This window comes from Microcoleus sp. FACHB-672, assembly GCF_014695725.1.
Taxonomy (GTDB): domain Bacteria; phylum Cyanobacteriota; class Cyanobacteriia; order Cyanobacteriales; family Oscillatoriaceae; genus FACHB-68.
In genome coordinates this window covers 42,838-60,241 of sequence record NZ_JACJOU010000002.1, presented here as the reverse complement: position 1 = coordinate 60,241, position 17,404 = coordinate 42,838, and the positions used below count along the sequence as shown (strand labels likewise).

Sequence of the window (17,404 nt, the reverse complement as noted above, 5' to 3'; positions counted from 1 at the left end):
AAACTTAACCGACTCCGTAAAAATACTACCTAAATTCTATCAAGCCTTTTTTCAAAGTCAACTGTTCGCCACTTAATCGATCAACCCAGTTTACCTCAGATGATGGCTAAAACTCCTCTCGCCATGTTTGATACGTTTGTTTAATGCCAACATCCCTGGCGGACTTTATATAAATTTTTAGCAATTCTTTTTATTATTCTGAATTGATTAAACAATTTAATTGAATCGTTTAATTATTTAGGTTTTTACAAAAAATGGATGCCGGGAGCATTTTATTTAGTTCCCACTCAGTAATTGTTCATTACTCGAAGGTCGAAAGTCACCAACGGGCAACGAACAATTACTGAAAACTACTGTTGCTGGCAGTATTTGCGGTCGCGGTCAGCCTCTGGTTCTTGCCAAGAATAAGCAAAATGACTTACCCCATTAATTTGGGGGAACGCTCGACGAATGGCCAGCATTTGAGCTTCTAGGGAAGGACGACTTTTAATAGAAGCGCCCCAAGTGCCGGCCAAGGCTGGGATCACCTGGGTTCCTTTCGGTGCCATATTCAACACCCGCTGAATTTCCTCAATAATGCAGTTGGCATTCTTGTCCCCACAATTGGCATAGGCCATTGGGTGCCACTCCATCGAACCGGGAAACCGATCCCAAGCTTGCAAGCGAGAATCAAACCCGCCTTGACCCACCGCTTTATTCGCGCCGGGGAAGAATACCGCCCCTGCGGGAATGCCTTGGCGTTGCACCGGCTGCCCCGCAAGTGTGAGAAAATCAACAACACCCTGCACAGCATGGGCAACACTGAGATACCAAAGCTCCGATTGCAGTTGCGCCACCGACTGCAAAGCCTTACTAGAGTTAGGATTACGACCCTGCCACATCGGTTCTGATTCCTTGGGGTAAAGAGCATTAATCTCATCAACATCCCCGCCCGAAATAAACCCTTTCGTAACATATCGCCGGATCAATTCCCGACCTTTCTGGTTAAGGGCACGTTGATAGAGTGTTTGTTGGGCAGCTTCCCCATAAATCCACAAATCCTGAACCTTGCTAACCACCGAAGCCGCCCCTGTGCTGCGAGGATAGCGAATGTAGTCGAATAACACCCCATCCGGTTTGCGCTGCAGGATGGCGTTGAGCACCAACATATAATCTCGTCGCACTTGTGGGTGGTAAGGATCGATAAAAACCTTACTCACATCACCCTCAGCCGCCTTAATGTCGGTTTCAGTATCTTTAGAAGATTCAGAGATACTGGTTTGGCCATTAGCCCGACGCGCTAGCGTTTGCTGCCGGTCTGAACGTTGGGAGTAGACATAGCCAAAATTCATCGAAAACATCCAGGCGTAAACCTTCAGGCCGCGTTCATGGCCTTTTTTAATCGCCTCTGCTAGCAGATCGACCTTTTCTGAGCCTGGAATTCGTACAGCCGAGGGCCAAGGACTCTTGTTTTCTGCCTCCGGCAGCAGCACTTGGCCATCATAAAACGCTTCAACATAAACTTGGTTATAGCCCCGCGCCACAATTCGATCAAGGACAGCCTCTAAAACCCCCTCTTGGATATCGCAGGGATATAAGCGCAGCCAAATCGCCTGATTTTGGGGCCAAGTCCGGCTGCGGCACTGCCGCAAGCGGTCTGCATATTCAGCTAGACGCTCTTTGTAGCGCTTTTGGGCATCTTGGCCCCCTTTAAAAGCAGCTTGGCGCAGGTTATCAGTTTCACTAACTTCCTCTACAGATAGCTGGCAATAGGCGGTGGCTTCAGCTAGGGCGGGTTTGATTGGCAGCTGGGGATAAACAAGTCCACCAGTCACCATAGCGGTCACTAAAGCGCGATACCCTGACCGCCAGAGTCGCAAAGCTAACAGAGGTCGGTAAAATTTTATAAGACAGTTACTCATGCCGGCGTGCAGAACAAAAGGAAAGCTACGTTGCGATGATTCAGTCCCAACGGACTGGTTCAGCATGATTGCACAACAAAATGCCAGGGAAACCCCTGCGGTTGCAGATGATGTACCTCATACTCCACAAATGCACCCCGACATCAGGAAACTCGGTCGCGGTCGTCTGAGCAGCTAATAAAGCCACTTGGGTATCAATATCCAAAGACAGCAACACCCTGCCGCGTCGAAATTATCCTTTTTTTATAGTCATGCTGAAGTCATGGCTGCATGGGCAAAGCCTACCAAACACAAATCACGGAAAACTCAGAAGCCTTCTGGAATCTGTGAAAGCCAACTTTGTGCCAAGCGCCATGACTCTAACAGCTGGGCACTAGAGGTTTCAATAGGTGCTCTGCCCCTCGCATCAATGGATCAGTTAAGCGCCTCGCTTGAGCGCTACTTCTACTTGATTTAATTCCTGCTTAACTCGTTCCTTCAATTTTTCAGGCAGAGGCCGGTTGGGGTAGGAATTGTAATGACCGGCTAACGAGTTTAGCGCTGTCCGCATGGTGGTGAAGGATGCCAGCTTCGTGTACTGATCCCGACGATAGCGAGCGGCAAAATCATTAATTTGCTGACGAGCTTGCGCTTGCGCGGCTGCTTTTTCAGGAGCATCGTCTGGCAACTCAATGGCGCTTTTGAGGCTGTTCACAAGGGCTAAAGTGTCTTGGCTGTAGTCACCTGTAAAACCAGACACATCGCCTCCAGAACAACCCATCAAGCCGATTGTGACAGCTAAAACCAGAGCCAGTAGACGTGATAAATAGTGCTTCATGAGCTTCCGTAGAAAAAATTTGCAATCAAAATTAACGTTTATCCTATCTTGGATTGATGCCTAGGGATCGCACAAATTAGATAAGAAATGCATAAACTCTGGCATAAGTAGAAATACATTATTTTAGGAGATGAGCGGGAGAAAACAGGCAAAATAACAATGGGACGCAGGCGCTCGCTCAATGCCCAACAGCCGCTAGACGAGCCACGGCAGAACGCTTTCAAGGCTAGCCCCAACCGGCACCCCCAGCAGAAAAAATTGAGCCGGTGCCGGCACTGTTTGGCTGCTTAATGCGTGCTTTTAATTTTTTTGATGAAATTGCTGATTTATGACTTATCCTCCCTACATCCCGCCTTTTCTGCTGAGAAACGGCTTAGCAATGACCATCTACGCGGCTCGCAGGGCTAGCCTTGAGTGGGAAAAAACCACGCCACACCCAGAACCGCCTTACCGAGAAACTGTTTTTTCTGGTGCCGGCAACGTTCCGATTTTTGGACTTGTTGCCATCCCAGACAACCCCCACAGCACAATTGTGGGCACTTATGGAATCACCGGCGATTTGGAAAATCAATGGTTTCTGAAACTGTTAAGACGAAAAGCATTTGCCCAAGGCTTTGCAGTGGTTTTATTTGACTGGCGGGCACATGGAAAAACCGGCTTGCTGTCCCCCACCTTGACGTCTGATGGTTTGTACGAGGGAGAAGATTTTGTCCGTATTGCCGCACAAGCTAAAGCAATGGGCTGCCCCGCCCCCTTCTGGTTCACCGGCTTCTCTCTGGGAGGACAATTAGCGTTATGGGCTGTCAAAGCTTCACAGGATCTAACGCTGTGTCAAGAGCTAGGCTTAGGCTCAAATGACATTAGAGGCGGTGCGGTGATTTGTCCGAGCCTCGATTCCAACCGTTCTTTATCCTATTTAATCCAACATCCTTGGGGGAAGTATTTAGAACGGGCAATCGCGGGAGAACTGAAAAAACTGGCTTGGCAGCTGCATGAGGTTCATCCCCAGGCAATCGATCCAGCCGCTATTGAGCGGGCGAATAGCATTTGGGGATTTGACCACGAACTGGTAATCGAACGATTGGGTTTCCCTTCAGTGGAGGCATATTATGATGCCAGTAGCGCCCTGCCGCTATTGCCTCACCTCAACAAATCGACTTTGATTCTCTACGCCGCAGATGATCCGATGTTTGAACCGGCGATCATTCCAGACTTACAAGCGGTTTGTGCCGGCAATCCGGCGATTGATTTAATTTTGACCCAGTACGGCGGCCATGTGGGCTATATCAGTAGCAAAACGAGTCAACGCTTGGCCGGCGATCCTGATTCCTGGTGGGCGTGGAATCGAGTCTTAGAATGGTTTCACCAGCAGAGCCAGGTGTGAGCCGCCCTACAGATAACTGAGATAGAATGCCGATTATTAAGCTCTGGCTGGTAATTTCGCCCACCGCGCGCATTTTACCGGCGTTGGAGCTATCAATGATATGGATCACACAGCGAGGAGCGTACTGTCACCTTTGATAAAGATATTGCATCACCATGTTGGTTGGCTTAGTCATTCATGCTTATAAAAATCAAAAGGCAATGCCTCAAATCCCACATTTCCCAGCTAAGAATTCATAAAAGGTTTCTAAAATGCGTGTTTTTGAAGCAACTCACAAACTTGTATCTCCAGCCGGCGAACAAATTCCAGTGATGCTACTTTCCCAAAAAGATAGTGTGAGATATCTGGTGATGACTCCAGAAAATTTTGAAGACCAAAGCTTCCCAATCTATGAGTGGCACCCTTCAGAGGGAGTGACTTATCAAGGTTTTTATTTAGACGGCCTCAAGATTATGGAGTTGAGCTGCGAGTCATTGCCAAGCTCAGCCTCTCAACCGGGCACTCGTGTAAGCTTATAAAGCTTATAAGTGAATATATTTTAATGATATAAGTGCTAGGGTGAGAGCCACCGCAAAACTCGCTTAGAGAGAAAACAGGCATCCGTCAATCGCTGTATTGCCGGCATAGGCAACTTCGCTGATGTAGTTTCCAAGCATCCTGTTAAATTTCATCAGCACAAAAAGATTTACCTTCACCCCAGCATCTAGGGGTTGAGCCAGTGAACTCATCAATCAATTCCAATACCTTTGACCGTAGGATAGGGTATTGTAGTTGACGAGCGTCAGTGTTGCTCCTGGCGAACTCAAAAATCAGAAGTGTGTGTATTGTTAGCAACTATTATAGATAGGCTTGTTGGATAATACGGGTATTAGAGAAAACTTCAAAACCCAGATGTGGTGCCGGTTTGAAACGCAATCAGCCTTTCCCCTCCCGCCAGCCGCCCTCTATAACTGAATACATCCTCAAGAGCCTTTATGACACAATGGCCACATGGAAGACCGATACAGCCAGCGCGACTCCAACCATAATGTGGAGCAATTGATTCGCTCTACTCCTTTTTTTGGAGGTCTCCCAGAAGAGATCGTTGACAGAGCCACCGCTCATATTGTTAGCCGCAGTCATCCACCGAACCAAGTGATTTTGCTGGAGAATGACTGGGGCAGTTCTGTGTACTTTATTTTGGATGGTTGGGTCAAAATTCGTACCTACAATCTTGATGGTAAGGAAGTGACCTTAAATATTCTGGGTAAAGGAGAACTCTTTGGCGAGATGGCAGCGCTTGATGAAGTGCCGCGCTCAACAGATGTCATTACACTTGCGCCTACAACCATTGGTAATTTACCGGCTCAAGATTTTGTCAAGCTGCTCAACACAGAACCCCTAGCTGGTATTCGGCTAGCCCAGCTGATGGCGCGGCGTCTAAGGCAAGTTAACCGCCGCCTGCGGCTGCGTGAGTCGGACAGTACCTCACGCGTGGCGGATATTTTACTGTTTTTAGCGGAGGGACAAGGCAAACTATCCGCTGAAGGAACCGAGATCCCAAATTTACCGCATCGAGAATTGAGCAGTCTCAGTGGACTGGCGCGGGAAACAGTGACACGGGTGCTGAGCAAGTTAGAAAAAAAAGGGCTAATCTTGCGCGAACGTGATGTTCTTTGCATTCCTGATATGCACGCTCTAGAGCGTCTTCTGGTTTAACAATACCGGCAAAGATCGGCAAGTTTAGCCTTGAAGCAAACAGCCGGTATTGAATTGTCAAGGAATACTGCAAAAACGTAGGAAAAGCCCTCAATTGCGCTAAGTTGAGGGTGGGAAATCAACCGACCTAACGATTATTGCAAGCGCTCAGCCTAGAGCAGTTCTATCATCTTACGAATGTGGCATCCAGTTAGAAAACACATCGACTAAGCCTTCACTGAACTTTTACCCAACGCTCAACTAGAATGGCCGATCAGCTGAATGCCATTTGAGTCACAACTGCTTAATCATCCGGCGTTTGACCCTGAAACACCCTTCATGTCCAGGAGAGAAAGCCATGAGTTTTCAAAAAATTCTCGTTGCCCTAGATGACTCTCAATTAAGCAAGGTTGTCTTTAACCGTGCTCTAGAGATGGCTCAGGCGAATCATGCCCGGATGATGCTGTTTCACTGTGTCAGCCAGGAAATGAGCGGTGAGTCTTTAGCCGTGCTGCCGGTCGAGCTGGGTTTGTATCCAGAACTGATGGATAATGCCTACCAAACCGAACATCTGCGCGTTGAACAGCGCATCGAGCAAGTCCAGGGAATGCTTGCTGAGTATTCCAAAACTGCAACCGTGTTGGAAGTCCCTACAGAATTTGATTACAAGATCGGTGATGCGGGAGAATGTCTTTGCCAAGTCGCAAAGAATTGGGGATCGGATGTGATTGTGCTAGGACGTCGGGGGCGAACAGGATGGGCAGAAGCTTTGTTGGGAAGTGTCAGCAATTATGTCGGACACCGTGCTCCCTGTTCTGTGCTGGTGATTCAGCAGGTGGAGATGCTAGAATCGATGGCTTTGTAATTCGCCCATCGCCGCCGGCACCGTCTCTAGCCTCCAGTCTGCAAATAAAGTTTAAAGTAAATGAGGTGGCTGAACAGCCACCAATATTTTTGTCCTGAGTTCTGGGTATAATCTCCCTCTCAGGCTTACTAGCAGCAACCGGCTTTTCTGAAAACAGTTTGGGCGGACGGCTGACCATTTTTTTGTGACTGGCATGAGCAATCCTTTTAGCGATAGCAACTCTTCTCATCCAAACAACTCCGGTGAAACTGAAAACAAGAACGATCTGGAAAAATTCCTTCACCCTGAATCTGGGGTTGAGCCGATAAGCGACACGTCAGAGTCCCTTCCGCATACTGAAATTGACAAAGCTCTTTCCCAACCAAAATTGGGAAACCCAGCCCCCTTAATCATGGTGGAAACGGCTTTTTTGGCTAGTACCGCCAGCCTGATTTGGCTAATCAATTACTATTTTCCCTTAGGGCCGATTTTACGGATCTTCTTTCCCGTGCCGATCGCATTAGTCTATTTGCGCTGGGGCAACCGGGCAGCGTGGATGGCTGCGTTAGTGTCCGGGTTGCTGTTATCCGTGCTAATGGGTCCGATGCGTAGCATTCAATTTGTGATCCCCTTTGGAGTGTTAGGGGTTGTGCTGGGGTTGCTGTGGCGGCGTGGTGCCGGCTGGAGTGTTTCAATTTTCATTGGAATGCTAATTGCTTCTTTTGGCTTCTTCTTCCGCATTTGGTTGGTCTCAATTCTTCTGGGTGAAGACCTCTGGGCTTACATAACTATCCAAATTACAGAGTTCACTCAATGGGGATTTGAAAGGCTGGGATTGCTACAGCAGCCAAGTTTGCCGGTGGTTCAGGTCGTTGCCTTGTTAATGGTGATGCTCAATAACATTGTTTACTTGTTTGCAGTACATCTAGCAGCTTGTCTGCTGCTGGAACGCTTGGGCAACCCAATTCCCCCGCCTCCACCTTGGGTGCAAGTATTGCTGGATGAAGAATAAAAAAGGTTAAATTTCTCATTCAAAATTTTCAATTGCCCCGACTGTAAATTTTTCTGTGAAGCACCGGCTACACCCAAATCGCAAAAATTTACAGGCAGAAATCACTCTATTTTAATGATTCATACTTACACGCAAATACAACAAGGCCGGCGATGGCTGGAACGGTATCGGGGACGATCACCGGCTTTTGCTTGCGTGTTAGGCTTTACCGAAACCGGCCTGATTCCGGGTATTTCTGCTGCCGGTGCAACACCAGATGACCGACGCTACACAGCAGTGGCGGATGCTGAATTTTTATATAACGGCCCTGTAGCGCAACCTGATTATCCTTTACCGCCTCTGACTGCCGGTGCATCGCCAGTGTTCATTTCTCGTGCGGTTGTGGAAGCGTTGGACATTCCCATTTATTTATTGAATGCCGGTTTGTCGGTTAAGCTTACGGTGCCGGCAATTGATTTAGGCGGCACACCGGCACGTTGTCTCACCACCGGCAGCGCCTTAGAACTTTCTACCGTAAAACTGCTACTAGAGCAGGGGCTAGAGTGGGGGCAGCGATTAGCCAAAGACTTTGACTATTTAATCATCGGCGAGTGCGTGGTTGGGGGAACGACAACCGCCCTAGCTGTTTTAACCGGCTTGGGCATTCAGGCAGCCGGTAAGGTCAACAGTAGCCATCCCAACTGTAATCATGGACAAAAAGCAGCTGTCGTACAAGCGGGTTTGCAACGAGCCGGTTTTTGGCCCGAAGATTCCCTGACTTCTATACATTCCTCCCTTGATCCCCTACAACTCGTTGCGGCGGTAGGAGATCCTATGCAGATAGCGGTCGCTGGAATGGCGATTGCAGCCAGTCGCACTGCTGGCGTCTTACTAGCCGGCGGCACGCAAATGCTGGCCGTCTATGCCCTCATAGAATCCATCGCCCGCCAATACGCCCTAAAGTGGCGTTCAGAGGAAATTGTTGTGGGAACGACCCGGTGGGTGGCAGAAGATCCCACCGGCGACACTGTGGGACTCGCCAAAGCCATTGGATCGGTGCCTCTGCTCGCGACTGGGCTAACGTTTGCGGCCTCTGGCTATGGGGTGCTACAAGCTTATGAACAGGGCTACGTCAAGGAGGGGATGGGTGCCGGTGGCTGTGCAATTGCGGCTCACCTTTACCAGGGCTGGAATCAAACCCAACTTCTCAATGCTATTGAAGCGTTAGTCGGGCGTTGTTGAAGCTTTCAGCGTTTAAAAAGTTTTGAGTTTTTTTTACACAGGGGTTTTCTCTGTGCACCCTTACAGAGTTTTAGATCCAATCTCAGCAATTAGGGTTCGCCCCGCTTAAAACTTGACAGTTTTTTGCTAGTTTAGTGAATTCTCTGAGCTAGTAACTGTTCTTCCAAGGCTGCGATTCGATTATAAGCAGCAGTCAGCTGTGCAGTTAGTCGTTGGATTTGAATTTCTGGGCTTAATTCTTGCTCTGAACTATGACCGTTTCTGTCTAAGCGGTTGACATCAACCAGGACATCTTTATGTTCCATAGACATATCCAGACTGCTATAGCTTGAATAATGGTATCGCCCAACACTTAATGCAACAGATGGCACGGGCTTGCCGGCAGTTAACTCTGGCTCTGACAATACTTGGGCTATCTTACTACTGAGCTGCTCAATCACTTGGTGCAGCCCCTCGACTTTTTGGTTCAACGCACTTACTTGGATTTGCAGTGACTCCATTTGACGCCCTCTTGCCCTTAAATTATTACTTTTTAATCTTAGGTAACACTTGGTAAAAATTGGATTAATTTCTAGATTATTTAACTTTTGAGAACAAATATTCAAAAAAGTAGAACTTGATGTGAGTTGCCGCCGATTCAATCAGGGAAATTTATTGAGTAAAAATGCGTGCTTTCATTGCCCCCCATTCATAACTGATTCGGGAGGGCTTAAAAGCGGGCTGCCTGCACCGCTGCTACATTCACCTTCAGTTTTTGCGAGCAATTTTTCTAAGGGTGCTTTGTTCGTCACAGCCCTTGCCGCCCGGGAACGCAGGTTTGAAGGCAGAAGTCTTTTTATAGAAGAGGCTGCACGATAACAGAGGAACATTCTCTACTTTTTCACTAATTTTGCAAGTGATTATCACTCCTGAAATCTATCGCTCACCCTCCCAGCATCATTCCTTAGACAGTGGCCACTCAGGTAAATTCTAGATAATGTAGATATTATTATGAAGAAAAGTAACAAACTTGACGCCACGCCTGGGCGATAGGTTGATACGCTGTCAAACGTAGTTCAAACAAAAAAGGGGCCGCATGACATCCATAGCACAACTGTCTCAATCAACCGCCGAATCACTGATTGCAGACTTTTTCCGCGAATCAGAGGGAGAATGGCGATCAGAGCGACGTTATTACACACTCCCAGAGGGAGAAATCCAAGAACTCGTCAGTTTCATCAAAGTTAGGTTTCTGGCACCCGGAAGTCCAGAACTGCTGAAATTGGCACAAATGCACGAGCTTAGTGACGAAACTGCCCTAACTTGTGGTACACAGGTTAGCTGGGAGAGCAGAGAATCCGTCTCTAATCGCAAAAAGTCTGCCGGTTCCACCTTGTTTGGAGTATTGGGTGAGGTTTTGTATCGAGATCGCGGTTTTGCTACTCCCAAGCCGGTGACAGCCCAGTTTTATATGCCCAATCCTCAAACCTTGTGCTTGCGGACAGAGTACAATGGGTCTGTGTTTGAAGAAGAATTAAAACAAATCGGCCACAGCTATCGCACAAGACAAACTATTATTTCAAATGCCGGCGAACAGGTGATGATCGGGCAGTATTTAGAAAAGCGCATTAAATAAAGAGTGAATCGACGGTTTTTTATCGCGGGTGCCGGCACCTTAACGCTCACCAATCTGCTAGCGGGATGTGGTGATCAGAGCCGGCAAACCTTGAGAGTGCAATTGCTAAAAAATTCTCTGCCGGCCCTTGTGTTGAGCTTATTTCGCAAGGAAATCGGGCAAGGTTTTGCTTTGGACTTTAAGCCACAGTCCCAGATGAGAGTGTTATTTGAGCAGCTGCAACTCCCGCACCGGCTGCCGGTAGCCAATGAGCAAAAGCCCTCTAGCTTCCCGCTGCCAATTCCTTTTATGGCTTCCAAAGCCCCCCAAATTCCCGATCTGGTGACTTTGGGGGATTACTGGTTGGCAAAGGCGATCCAGCAGAAATTAATTCAACCCCTCGATCCAGCACAGCTGAAAAACTGGAAGAATCTGCCCCAGGCGTGGCAAACACTTGTGCGCCGTAATGCAGAGGGGCAAATTGATCCAGCCGGCAAAGTTTGGGCGGCCCCCTATCGGTGGGGTACAGTTTTAATCGCCTATAACCGCAAAAAATTTAAATCCTTAGGCTTAAAACCTCCCCAAGATTGGAGTGATCTCTGGCGAGAGGATCTGCGAGAACGGATTTCTCTGCTCGATCAGCCTCGTGAAGTCATCGGCTTAACGTTAAAAAAACTTGGCAAATCTTACAACACCCAAGAAGATCTCAGGAAAGTTACAAATCTGAAAGAGGAATTGAGCCGATTACATCGGCAAGCCAAGCTTTACAGTTCTAATGCCTATTTGCAACCCCTGATTTTAGGGGATACTTTGGTTGCCGTAGGTTGGTCGAACGATATATTGCCGGCAATCGCCCAATATCAAGAAATTGCAGCAGTTGTACCCAAGTCTGGGACTTCTCTATGGGCGGATTTGTGGGTGAAGCCGGCACAAGTCAGTGGCAATAGCAGCAGCGAACTTGCTTACAAGTGGATCGACTTTTGCTGGCAGCCCGATATAGCCAGTTTGCTATCTTCCCAGAGTAAAGCCGCCTCACCAGTGCTTGCACAGACAAAACGAACCGAGTTGTCTAAAGAGTTACAGAAAGCAACCTTGCTACTGCCTGATCCTGAAATTATCAGCAAGAGTGAATTTCTGAACCCTTTGCCGGCTACTGCCCTTGAGCAGTACAACTCCTTGTGGTTAGAGATGCGACGGGGTCCTGGGGCAACAAGCGCTTAATACTTTATTCCACTAGATCCGGGTAAAGGATAGCGCATTTCTCTCTCAAATTTATCTTGTATATATACAAGCAATGCTTAGATTCCCTACAGCGAAATAAAACGTATGGCATCAAAAGCTGAGCTTTCTATACATAGGAGCAAGACTAAAGAGTAGAGCAAGTGAGGCTTTTTCACCTCACCTCTGCTTTTCCTATTTCCTTAGTTGAGCTTTCTATACATAGAAACAATACTAAAGAGTAGGGCAAGTGAGGCTTTTTCACCTCACTTCTGCTTCTCCTATTTCCTTCTCTAATTTAATTTCCCCCTGCCCTGACGGTAGAATCGAGACAGATCCGGCAAACCGACGAAGCCGGATCGCCGATACAGGTGTAAGCGGCTAAAAATGCGCCTTGTGGGTTAAAGACGCGGATATTGTAGCGATGATCTTGAGCAACAAGGCCAAACTCGTTGAGAAATTGGTAGCGTTCCAAATAGTTGAGTAAACTCCAGAATTGGCGGTTAACAACGAGATCCACTCGTCCTCCACTGCCACCGGCACTAGGATACGCCAGCCAATTATCCAGCAACTTGCCCCCAAATTGTTCTGCCGCCCACCACAAGCTAGGGTTTGTGATCCCTTCTTGAGAAATGGTATTGCGGGTGATGATGGGCGCGGGTGGATTAGCTGCGGCATCTAAAAGATTTAAATCCAGAGGTTCAGTCGCCGGTAGCGGTGCAGCACATTGTTTTTGGATAATTTGTGCCAGAGGTATCTCTTCACCCTCGGTGACGGCTGTTTGAGTGAGTGCTGCCGGCGTAACGCTTGCACTCATACACAAGATCAGTAACGACAATAACCCATTTGCGGGTTGCGATTTGGGCTTAACAATTTTCATAAAAATCAAAAATCCGTAGTTTCCCAAGAATCTCCACAGACTATGACGAGTAAACTGCTTGTGAAAATCCCCAAATACCAATTTTTATAACCCCCAGTCTTTAACCCATCTATGTTTATCTGTGGTTAAAAAAAACTTCCAACAATTCCAAGGTCAAACAGCCTAACCCGAACAAAATTTGATTAAACTAAATCTCCCTAACCCCAAAGCCGGCGGCCCTCCGGCCCTTTAAGGCGCTGATGAGTATCTTGCAGCAAGGCTGGAATGTCTAGCTCTTCTGGACAGCGCGGCAAACAGTCGCCACACTCAGTACACCGGCTGCCCTTCATACCGGGAAACCAGTGGCCGGCATTTTCAAACATTCCGTAGCGATACTTCCCATACTCGCTCATCTTGTATGCAACTGCCAAATTCCGCAGTCTCAACACTTCTGGAATATTAATATTTTCCGGACAAGGTAAGCAGGCATAGCACTGACTACACTTGTCTATACCCAAAGCAGTTACCGCGTGACTTTCCAGACGCTTAAATACTTCTATTTCCGCCGGCATTAAGGGTTCATCTCGGTCAGCAACGCTCAGTGGCCATTCCAATTCCTCTGGATTGGCGGCACCTAGACTGAGAGTGGTGACGCGGGGATCGCTCAATAAAAATCGATAATTTAACTCTAACGGCGAAAAGGGATGGCACAACTGCTCTAAGGCTGCCGGGGGCGTATAAAGTTGGCCGCCCTTATCTGCCGGCGAAATAATCAACACACCCATGTCTTTTTGATAAGCCAATTCCACTGCGGGTGCGTTGCGCTGGAAAAAATAGTAATAATGCAGATTGACGAATTCAAATAAATCTGAATTAATGGCAGCTAAAATTACTTCAAGTGGGCCATGCGTCGAAAAGCCAACGTGTCGCACTTTGCCGGCTGCAACTGCCTGCTGCACTGCTTGCATACAGCCGGCGGCAGCTAGCACCCACTCCAAATGCTGGGGCGTATTGATCCCATGAATCGCCAAACAATCCACCCACTCTACACCCAGCCGGTCTAAGGATTCATCAATACACCGGCACATCTCACCGGCATCCTGGGTGGGAGGGATTTTAGTGGTGATATACAAATGCTCACGTTTTGCCGGCATCTCCGCTAATGCCGCCCCCAGATACTCCTCACTTTTGCCATATCCCCTGGCGGTTTCTAAGTGATTAATTCCCAAGGCAACCGCTTGTCGCACTGTCGCTACAGCGTTTTCTGGGGAAGCCAAATAGCGCATGGTTCCTAAAGAAAACACTGACAGGTACAGATTTGTTTTACCAAGCCGGTGATAGTGCATCGTCAGTGCTGAGTCTTGAGTGCTGAGTGCTGAGTTAAACGCAGCCCGGAGGGCGAAGCATGAGCGGATAAGTATTTGCCTTCAGCCCAGAGACTTTGTGCGCTGATGCTATGCCCCTAGGAGGTTTCGCCACTGCTAAAAGGCCCGCGTTGGATAAAATCTTCTGGACTTAAGTTAGAAATAAACGCTCGGAAAGCTTGCCGTTCTGCTTCGTCTGCGTCTCGATCAACGGGAATAGAGGCGTCAGCAATTACTTCTTCCATCACCCAAATCGGGGTATTAGTCCGCAAAGCCAGAGCGATCGCATCACTAGGACGTGCATCAATTTCTTTTTTGACTTCCCCGTGGCGAACCGTCAGCACTGCATAGAATGTATTGTCCTGTAGCGAATGGATGATCACCCGCTCTAATGTCAAATTCCATTCTTCTAGAATATTGGCCATCAGGTCATGGGTTAGGGGCCGGGGAGGCGTTTGGTTTTCCAGCGCACTGATAATTGCCTTTGCCTGGTCTTGACCAATATAAATCGGAAGCGCACGTCGCTCCGCAGCATCTCTCAGCAGCACTATTGGGCTGCGGGTTGCTGCATCCAGTGCAATTCCAGCGACTTTCATCTCAATCATCTGCTCAGCCTCTTAGAACACTGTCGGCAAAGGATAGGAACGAGCTAGGCGTAAATCAACGGGCTTTTTATGCCACAAAATCAACCGCTTGAACATCCAATCAATAATAAAAAGTAACTGATTTAAGGTCGATATAGTTAAACAAGAATAAAGGGGTAACTCCATCAAAAAGATGGGCACCGGCATTAGCCGCTTAGCCGCTCGATAGACTCCCTGCTTTCCAGTATGCCCTGATCTTTACCCCAATCGACAATCACTGCTCCCAGAATTTGCCAAAAAAGTTGACACTGGAAGGAGGCGGGATCGCTGCCGGCATTTTATCATTCGGTTAAAAACGCACGTTAAACTCAAATTTTCTTAAAAACCGTGTTTACAGGACTCATTCAAGCATTAGGCACGATTAATTACCTGGGTTCCCAGCAATTGCAAGTTTTATGCGCCTCTGCTGGTTCCAGCGTAATTTTGCAAGATTTGGCCCTTGGAGACAGCGTTGCTGTTGATGGCGTTTGTTTGACAGTGGTGGAAATTTTACAGCGAGGTTTTGTGGCGATGGCGTCGCCTGAAACCCTTCGCCGCACCACGCTAGGACATCAGCAGCTCAGTAACGCTTTTGTTAATTTAGAAACGTCACTGCGGGTAGGAAGCAAGCTAGGGGGCCATTTCGTCACCGGCCATGTGGATGGCACCGGCTGTCTGCAAGAGTCGGTGCAAACTGCGACTTCTTGGGAAATGAGTTTTACCGTGCCGGCAGGACAAATTGCTCGTTACATTGTCCCGAAAGGGAGTATCGCCGTTAATGGTGTCAGCTTAACCGTGGCAGATTGTGACCGTGCCGGCAGCTGGTTTAAAGTTGCCGTCATTCCCCACAGCTTTGCCGAAACCAACCTGCAATACCTCAAACCCGGTAGCTTGGTGAATTTAGAGGGGGATATTTTAGGCAAATACGTGGAAAAGTTTCTTGGTTCTGGCTCAAATCAATCTTCAGCCGAAATGCCGGCGCTAGAGTCACCCGCTACAGATAATGGCTGGGATGAAATCTCACCGGCATTTTTAGCTGAGCATGGATTTCTTTAATTGACCCCGCTCCTTTGCTTTGCAAGTTGACAAATAACCTAACTTGTAGTTCAGGACGTGATTTTAGAAAAGCCTCCCAGGCTGAACCTGGGAGCGAGAATTCTCTCTTAACCTTTAGCTAGCTCCCGGTTGAGGAGCGGATGGAGCCGTTGGTTTGGGAGCTACTTGCGCCGTTGGCTTGGGAGCGGATTGAGCCGTTTCTACGGCTTTAACGAGCCGAGCCAAGGCGTACTCTAGCTGAGCGCCGGGGTCAAGGGTCTCCCAACCCTTTGCCGTTAGCTGGCGGAATTCAAAGTGGAGGTGCGGGCCGGTCGAGTTGCCGGTGCTGCCGACTTGGCCGATCACCGATCCCTGCTCCACCACATCTCCTGGTTTGACTAAAATTTGTGAGAGGTGGCCGTAGAGGGTTTCTTCTGTGCCCTGATTGTGTTTTAAGATCACCGCTAAACCGTAGCCGCCCAGATAGTCTGCGATTTCTACTTTACCTGTCAGCGCCGCTAAAACCGGCGCTCCCATTGGGGCTCCGATATCCGTGCCGGCGTGGAAACTACTCCCGCCAGAAATCGGATGAATTCGCCATCCAAACGCTGAAGTAATTGGAGCCGGCATACTCAGCGGGAAGAGCAGGCTGGTATTGCCATTACCCGGTAAGCCGAGAAGGCGCGGCGATGAGGGATTGTAGTAGTACCCACCCGCGCTGGGAGGCGCGACATTGCCAACACTAACGCCACTGGACGTAACCTCAAAGACTCCAACCGAGACCGGCTGAAGCTCTTCCACTGGCGCTTGTTCAATCTCTGCATAGCGTTGCGCCGGCACAGGTTGAGCATAGCGTTGCGCCGGCACAGGTTGAGCATAGCGTTGCGCCGGCTGTGAGGGAGCATAAGGCTGCGTCGCCACAGGCTGAATATACTCTGGCACCGGGACAGTCTGCGCGTAAGGCTGCACCGGCTGCGGGGGAACGTAAGGCTGCGCCTCCAGACTCGGTAAAGTCCCCCCATTTATGGCAGCCGGCAAATCTGCAACGGGAGGCGGTGGCGGTGGAAGAATCAAAGAATCAGTTGTCGGTGGAGACTGTGCTTGAGTGGCGTTGTCACACAAGTTGCCCGACACCCCTTGCCCTTTCCCTAAAACCGCTTCACAGCCGGTCGAGCGTTCAGACAAAACCACTGAATTGGGTTCTTCGTAAGTTTTTGTTGCCCCAAGGCTGTAGCTGGTGGGGTCAATATAAACATTACTGTAATCAATAGGAGCTTGAGTTTTTGTAGGCGCAGAAGCGGGCGAAGTTTCTGGCAGGGCAATTGAATTTGGCAAAGGGATGGGTTCCGTTGCCACCTGAGGCTGTTCTTTTGGCATTAACAGCTCTGAAGCCGTTGGCGTTTGCGCCTCCACCGGCACTGGAGGGGGTTCTATTTCCACCGCCAGGGGTGCTGGTTCCGGGGCAGCAGGCGGTGGCACGGGATCGGCAGCAAGGGGTGCCGGTTCGGGTGCCATCGCCTCTACAGGAACGGGTTCTGGGGCGGCTGGAGCCGGTTGCACCCACTGAGGAATTGTTTCAGGAACTTCTATAGAGGGAGCGGTTTCAAGCGCCACAGGTGCCGGCTCCACCGGCGCGATTTCCAAACTGACGGGCGTTTCATAAGCAGTTTTATCAATTGCCGCATCCGGTACTGTCTGGCCTTGCGCCCACACCATGCCGCTGCTGAGCATTCCAATACTGCTAATCCAACTCATTACCCGTACTAGCGGGGTATGATTAGAACCCGGCTTTGCTGAACGTTGCTGCATAACATCCCCACACGAATCTGAGAAACACTGTTTGTGTAATGAACTG

At 48.8% G+C, this 17,404-nt stretch carries 18 protein-coding genes; 10 read left to right on the top strand and 8 right to left on the bottom strand.

Going from position 1 to position 17,404, the window contains the following annotated elements; translation table 11 throughout:
- Nucleotides 1-350: 350 nt before the first annotated feature.
- Nucleotides 351-1,967: a family 10 glycosylhydrolase gene (locus tag H6F56_RS00310; RefSeq protein WP_309236407.1), complete on the bottom strand. Its 1,617-nt coding sequence runs from the start codon at nt 1,965-1,967 to the stop codon at nt 351-353.
- 352 nt (nt 1,968-2,319) lie between these two features.
- Nucleotides 2,320-2,718, bottom strand: a complete 399-nt coding sequence (gene psb27, locus H6F56_RS00305; protein WP_190664833.1) for a photosystem II protein Psb27 — start codon at nt 2,716-2,718, stop codon at nt 2,320-2,322.
- Between the two features lie 159 nt (nt 2,719-2,877).
- Here psb27 and H6F56_RS26675 point away from each other — a divergent pair, with 159 nt between their 5' ends.
- The 3 genes from H6F56_RS26675 (at nt 2,878) to H6F56_RS00295 (ending at nt 4,620) form a co-directional block, all read left to right on the top strand.
- On the top strand, nt 2,878-3,009 hold the full coding sequence (locus H6F56_RS26675; RefSeq protein ID WP_255513656.1) for a hypothetical protein: 132 nt from the start codon (nt 2,878-2,880) through the stop codon (nt 3,007-3,009).
- Between the two features lie 37 nt (nt 3,010-3,046).
- Nucleotides 3,047-4,102 (top strand): YheT family hydrolase, encoded by a 1,056-nt coding sequence (locus tag H6F56_RS00300; protein WP_190664832.1) that lies wholly within the window; start codon nt 3,047-3,049, stop codon nt 4,100-4,102.
- A 251-nt stretch (nt 4,103-4,353) separates the two neighbouring features.
- The gene (locus tag H6F56_RS00295) at nt 4,354-4,620 is read left to right on the top strand and encodes a hypothetical protein (protein WP_190664831.1); all 267 of its coding nucleotides are present in this window, start codon (nt 4,354-4,356) and stop codon (nt 4,618-4,620) included.
- Nucleotides 4,621-4,683: 63 nt separating this feature from the next.
- Here H6F56_RS00295 and H6F56_RS00290 read toward each other — a convergent pair whose 3' ends face one another.
- On the bottom strand, nt 4,684-4,830 hold the full coding sequence (locus H6F56_RS00290) for a hypothetical protein (protein WP_190664830.1): 147 nt from the start codon (nt 4,828-4,830) through the stop codon (nt 4,684-4,686).
- Nucleotides 4,831-5,092: 262 nt separating this feature from the next.
- On the opposite strand from H6F56_RS00290, the gene H6F56_RS00285 reads away from it, so the two are divergent.
- The 4 genes from H6F56_RS00285 to cobT all read left to right on the top strand — a co-directional run bounded on the left by H6F56_RS00285 (nt 5,093) and on the right by cobT (nt 8,856).
- Nucleotides 5,093-5,800, top strand: coding sequence for a Crp/Fnr family transcriptional regulator (locus H6F56_RS00285; protein WP_190664829.1), 708 nt, complete (start codon nt 5,093-5,095; stop codon nt 5,798-5,800).
- Nucleotides 5,801-6,137: 337 nt separating this feature from the next.
- Nucleotides 6,138-6,644, top strand: a complete 507-nt coding sequence (locus tag H6F56_RS00280) for a universal stress protein (protein ID WP_190664828.1) — start codon at nt 6,138-6,140, stop codon at nt 6,642-6,644.
- A 193-nt stretch (nt 6,645-6,837) separates the two neighbouring features.
- Complete coding sequence (locus tag H6F56_RS00275) at nt 6,838-7,635, top strand: DUF2232 domain-containing protein (protein ID WP_190664827.1); 798 nt, start codon at nt 6,838-6,840, stop codon at nt 7,633-7,635.
- A gap of 114 nt (nt 7,636-7,749) precedes the next feature.
- Nucleotides 7,750-8,856 carry a nicotinate mononucleotide-dependent phosphoribosyltransferase CobT gene (gene cobT / locus H6F56_RS00270; RefSeq protein WP_190664826.1) on the top strand — a complete coding sequence of 369 codons (1,107 nt, stop codon included), beginning with the start codon at nt 7,750-7,752 and terminating at the stop codon, nt 8,854-8,856.
- Between the two features lie 131 nt (nt 8,857-8,987).
- Here cobT and H6F56_RS00265 read toward each other — a convergent pair whose 3' ends face one another.
- Nucleotides 8,988-9,356 (bottom strand): hypothetical protein, encoded by a 369-nt coding sequence (locus tag H6F56_RS00265; protein ID WP_190664825.1) that lies wholly within the window; start codon nt 9,354-9,356, stop codon nt 8,988-8,990.
- 575 nt (nt 9,357-9,931) lie between these two features.
- Between H6F56_RS00265 and H6F56_RS00260 the strand changes: the two genes are divergently transcribed.
- Nucleotides 9,932-10,471, top strand: coding sequence for a phycobiliprotein lyase (locus H6F56_RS00260; protein ID WP_190664824.1), 540 nt, complete (start codon nt 9,932-9,934; stop codon nt 10,469-10,471).
- A 3-nt stretch (nt 10,472-10,474) separates the two neighbouring features.
- Entirely contained in the window at nt 10,475-11,671 is a 1,197-nt protein-coding gene (locus H6F56_RS00255) for an extracellular solute-binding protein (protein WP_190664823.1), read from the top strand.
- Nucleotides 11,672-11,966: 295 nt separating this feature from the next.
- Here the strand turns inward: H6F56_RS00255 and H6F56_RS00250 are convergent, their stop codons facing one another.
- The 3 genes from H6F56_RS00250 to H6F56_RS00240 all read right to left on the bottom strand — a co-directional run bounded on the left by H6F56_RS00250 (nt 11,967) and on the right by H6F56_RS00240 (nt 14,496).
- Nucleotides 11,967-12,485 carry a hypothetical protein gene (locus H6F56_RS00250; RefSeq protein ID WP_190664822.1) on the bottom strand — a complete coding sequence of 173 codons (519 nt, stop codon included), beginning with the start codon at nt 12,483-12,485 and terminating at the stop codon, nt 11,967-11,969.
- Nucleotides 12,486-12,745: 260 nt separating this feature from the next.
- Nucleotides 12,746-13,873 (bottom strand): aldo/keto reductase, encoded by a 1,128-nt coding sequence (locus tag H6F56_RS00245; protein ID WP_190664821.1) that lies wholly within the window; start codon nt 13,871-13,873, stop codon nt 12,746-12,748.
- 116 nt (nt 13,874-13,989) lie between these two features.
- Entirely contained in the window at nt 13,990-14,496 is a 507-nt protein-coding gene (locus H6F56_RS00240) for a bifunctional nuclease family protein (protein ID WP_190664820.1), read from the bottom strand.
- Nucleotides 14,497-14,862: 366 nt separating this feature from the next.
- Here H6F56_RS00240 and H6F56_RS00235 point away from each other — a divergent pair, with 366 nt between their 5' ends.
- The gene (locus H6F56_RS00235) at nt 14,863-15,570 is read left to right on the top strand and encodes a riboflavin synthase (RefSeq protein WP_190664819.1); all 708 of its coding nucleotides are present in this window, start codon (nt 14,863-14,865) and stop codon (nt 15,568-15,570) included.
- Between the two features lie 114 nt (nt 15,571-15,684).
- Here the strand turns inward: H6F56_RS00235 and H6F56_RS00230 are convergent, their stop codons facing one another.
- Nucleotides 15,685-17,358, bottom strand: coding sequence for a M23 family metallopeptidase (locus H6F56_RS00230; protein WP_242031820.1), 1,674 nt, complete (start codon nt 17,356-17,358; stop codon nt 15,685-15,687).
- Nucleotides 17,359-17,404: the final 46 nt, after the last annotated feature.

What these genes read in the sequence shown, in the direction of transcription:
- H6F56_RS00310 (WP_309236407.1), bottom strand. Translation starts at nt 1,967, where the DNA reads ATGCTGAACCAGTCCGTTGGGACTGAATCATCGCAACGTAGCTTTCCT.
- psb27 (WP_190664833.1), bottom strand. Translation starts at nt 2,718, where the DNA reads ATGAAGCACTATTTATCACGTCTACTGGCTCTGGTTTTAGCTGTCACA.
- H6F56_RS26675 (WP_255513656.1), top strand. Translation starts at nt 2,878, where the DNA reads ATGGGACGCAGGCGCTCGCTCAATGCCCAACAGCCGCTAGACGAGCCA.
- H6F56_RS00300 (WP_190664832.1), top strand. Translation starts at nt 3,047, where the DNA reads ATGACTTATCCTCCCTACATCCCGCCTTTTCTGCTGAGAAACGGCTTA.
- H6F56_RS00295 (WP_190664831.1), top strand. Translation starts at nt 4,354, where the DNA reads ATGCGTGTTTTTGAAGCAACTCACAAACTTGTATCTCCAGCCGGCGAA.
- H6F56_RS00290 (WP_190664830.1), bottom strand. Translation starts at nt 4,830, where the DNA reads ATGAGTTCACTGGCTCAACCCCTAGATGCTGGGGTGAAGGTAAATCTT.
- H6F56_RS00285 (WP_190664829.1), top strand. Translation starts at nt 5,093, where the DNA reads ATGGAAGACCGATACAGCCAGCGCGACTCCAACCATAATGTGGAGCAA.
- H6F56_RS00280 (WP_190664828.1), top strand. Translation starts at nt 6,138, where the DNA reads ATGAGTTTTCAAAAAATTCTCGTTGCCCTAGATGACTCTCAATTAAGC.
- H6F56_RS00275 (WP_190664827.1), top strand. Translation starts at nt 6,838, where the DNA reads ATGAGCAATCCTTTTAGCGATAGCAACTCTTCTCATCCAAACAACTCC.
- cobT (WP_190664826.1), top strand. Translation starts at nt 7,750, where the DNA reads ATGATTCATACTTACACGCAAATACAACAAGGCCGGCGATGGCTGGAA.
- H6F56_RS00265 (WP_190664825.1), bottom strand. Translation starts at nt 9,356, where the DNA reads ATGGAGTCACTGCAAATCCAAGTAAGTGCGTTGAACCAAAAAGTCGAG.
- H6F56_RS00260 (WP_190664824.1), top strand. Translation starts at nt 9,932, where the DNA reads ATGACATCCATAGCACAACTGTCTCAATCAACCGCCGAATCACTGATT.
- H6F56_RS00250 (WP_190664822.1), bottom strand. Translation starts at nt 12,485, where the DNA reads ATGAGTGCAAGCGTTACGCCGGCAGCACTCACTCAAACAGCCGTCACC.
- H6F56_RS00245 (WP_190664821.1), bottom strand. Translation starts at nt 13,873, where the DNA reads ATGCACTATCACCGGCTTGGTAAAACAAATCTGTACCTGTCAGTGTTT.
- H6F56_RS00240 (WP_190664820.1), bottom strand. Translation starts at nt 14,496, where the DNA reads ATGATTGAGATGAAAGTCGCTGGAATTGCACTGGATGCAGCAACCCGC.
- H6F56_RS00230 (WP_242031820.1), bottom strand. Translation starts at nt 17,358, where the DNA reads ATGCAGCAACGTTCAGCAAAGCCGGGTTCTAATCATACCCCGCTAGTA.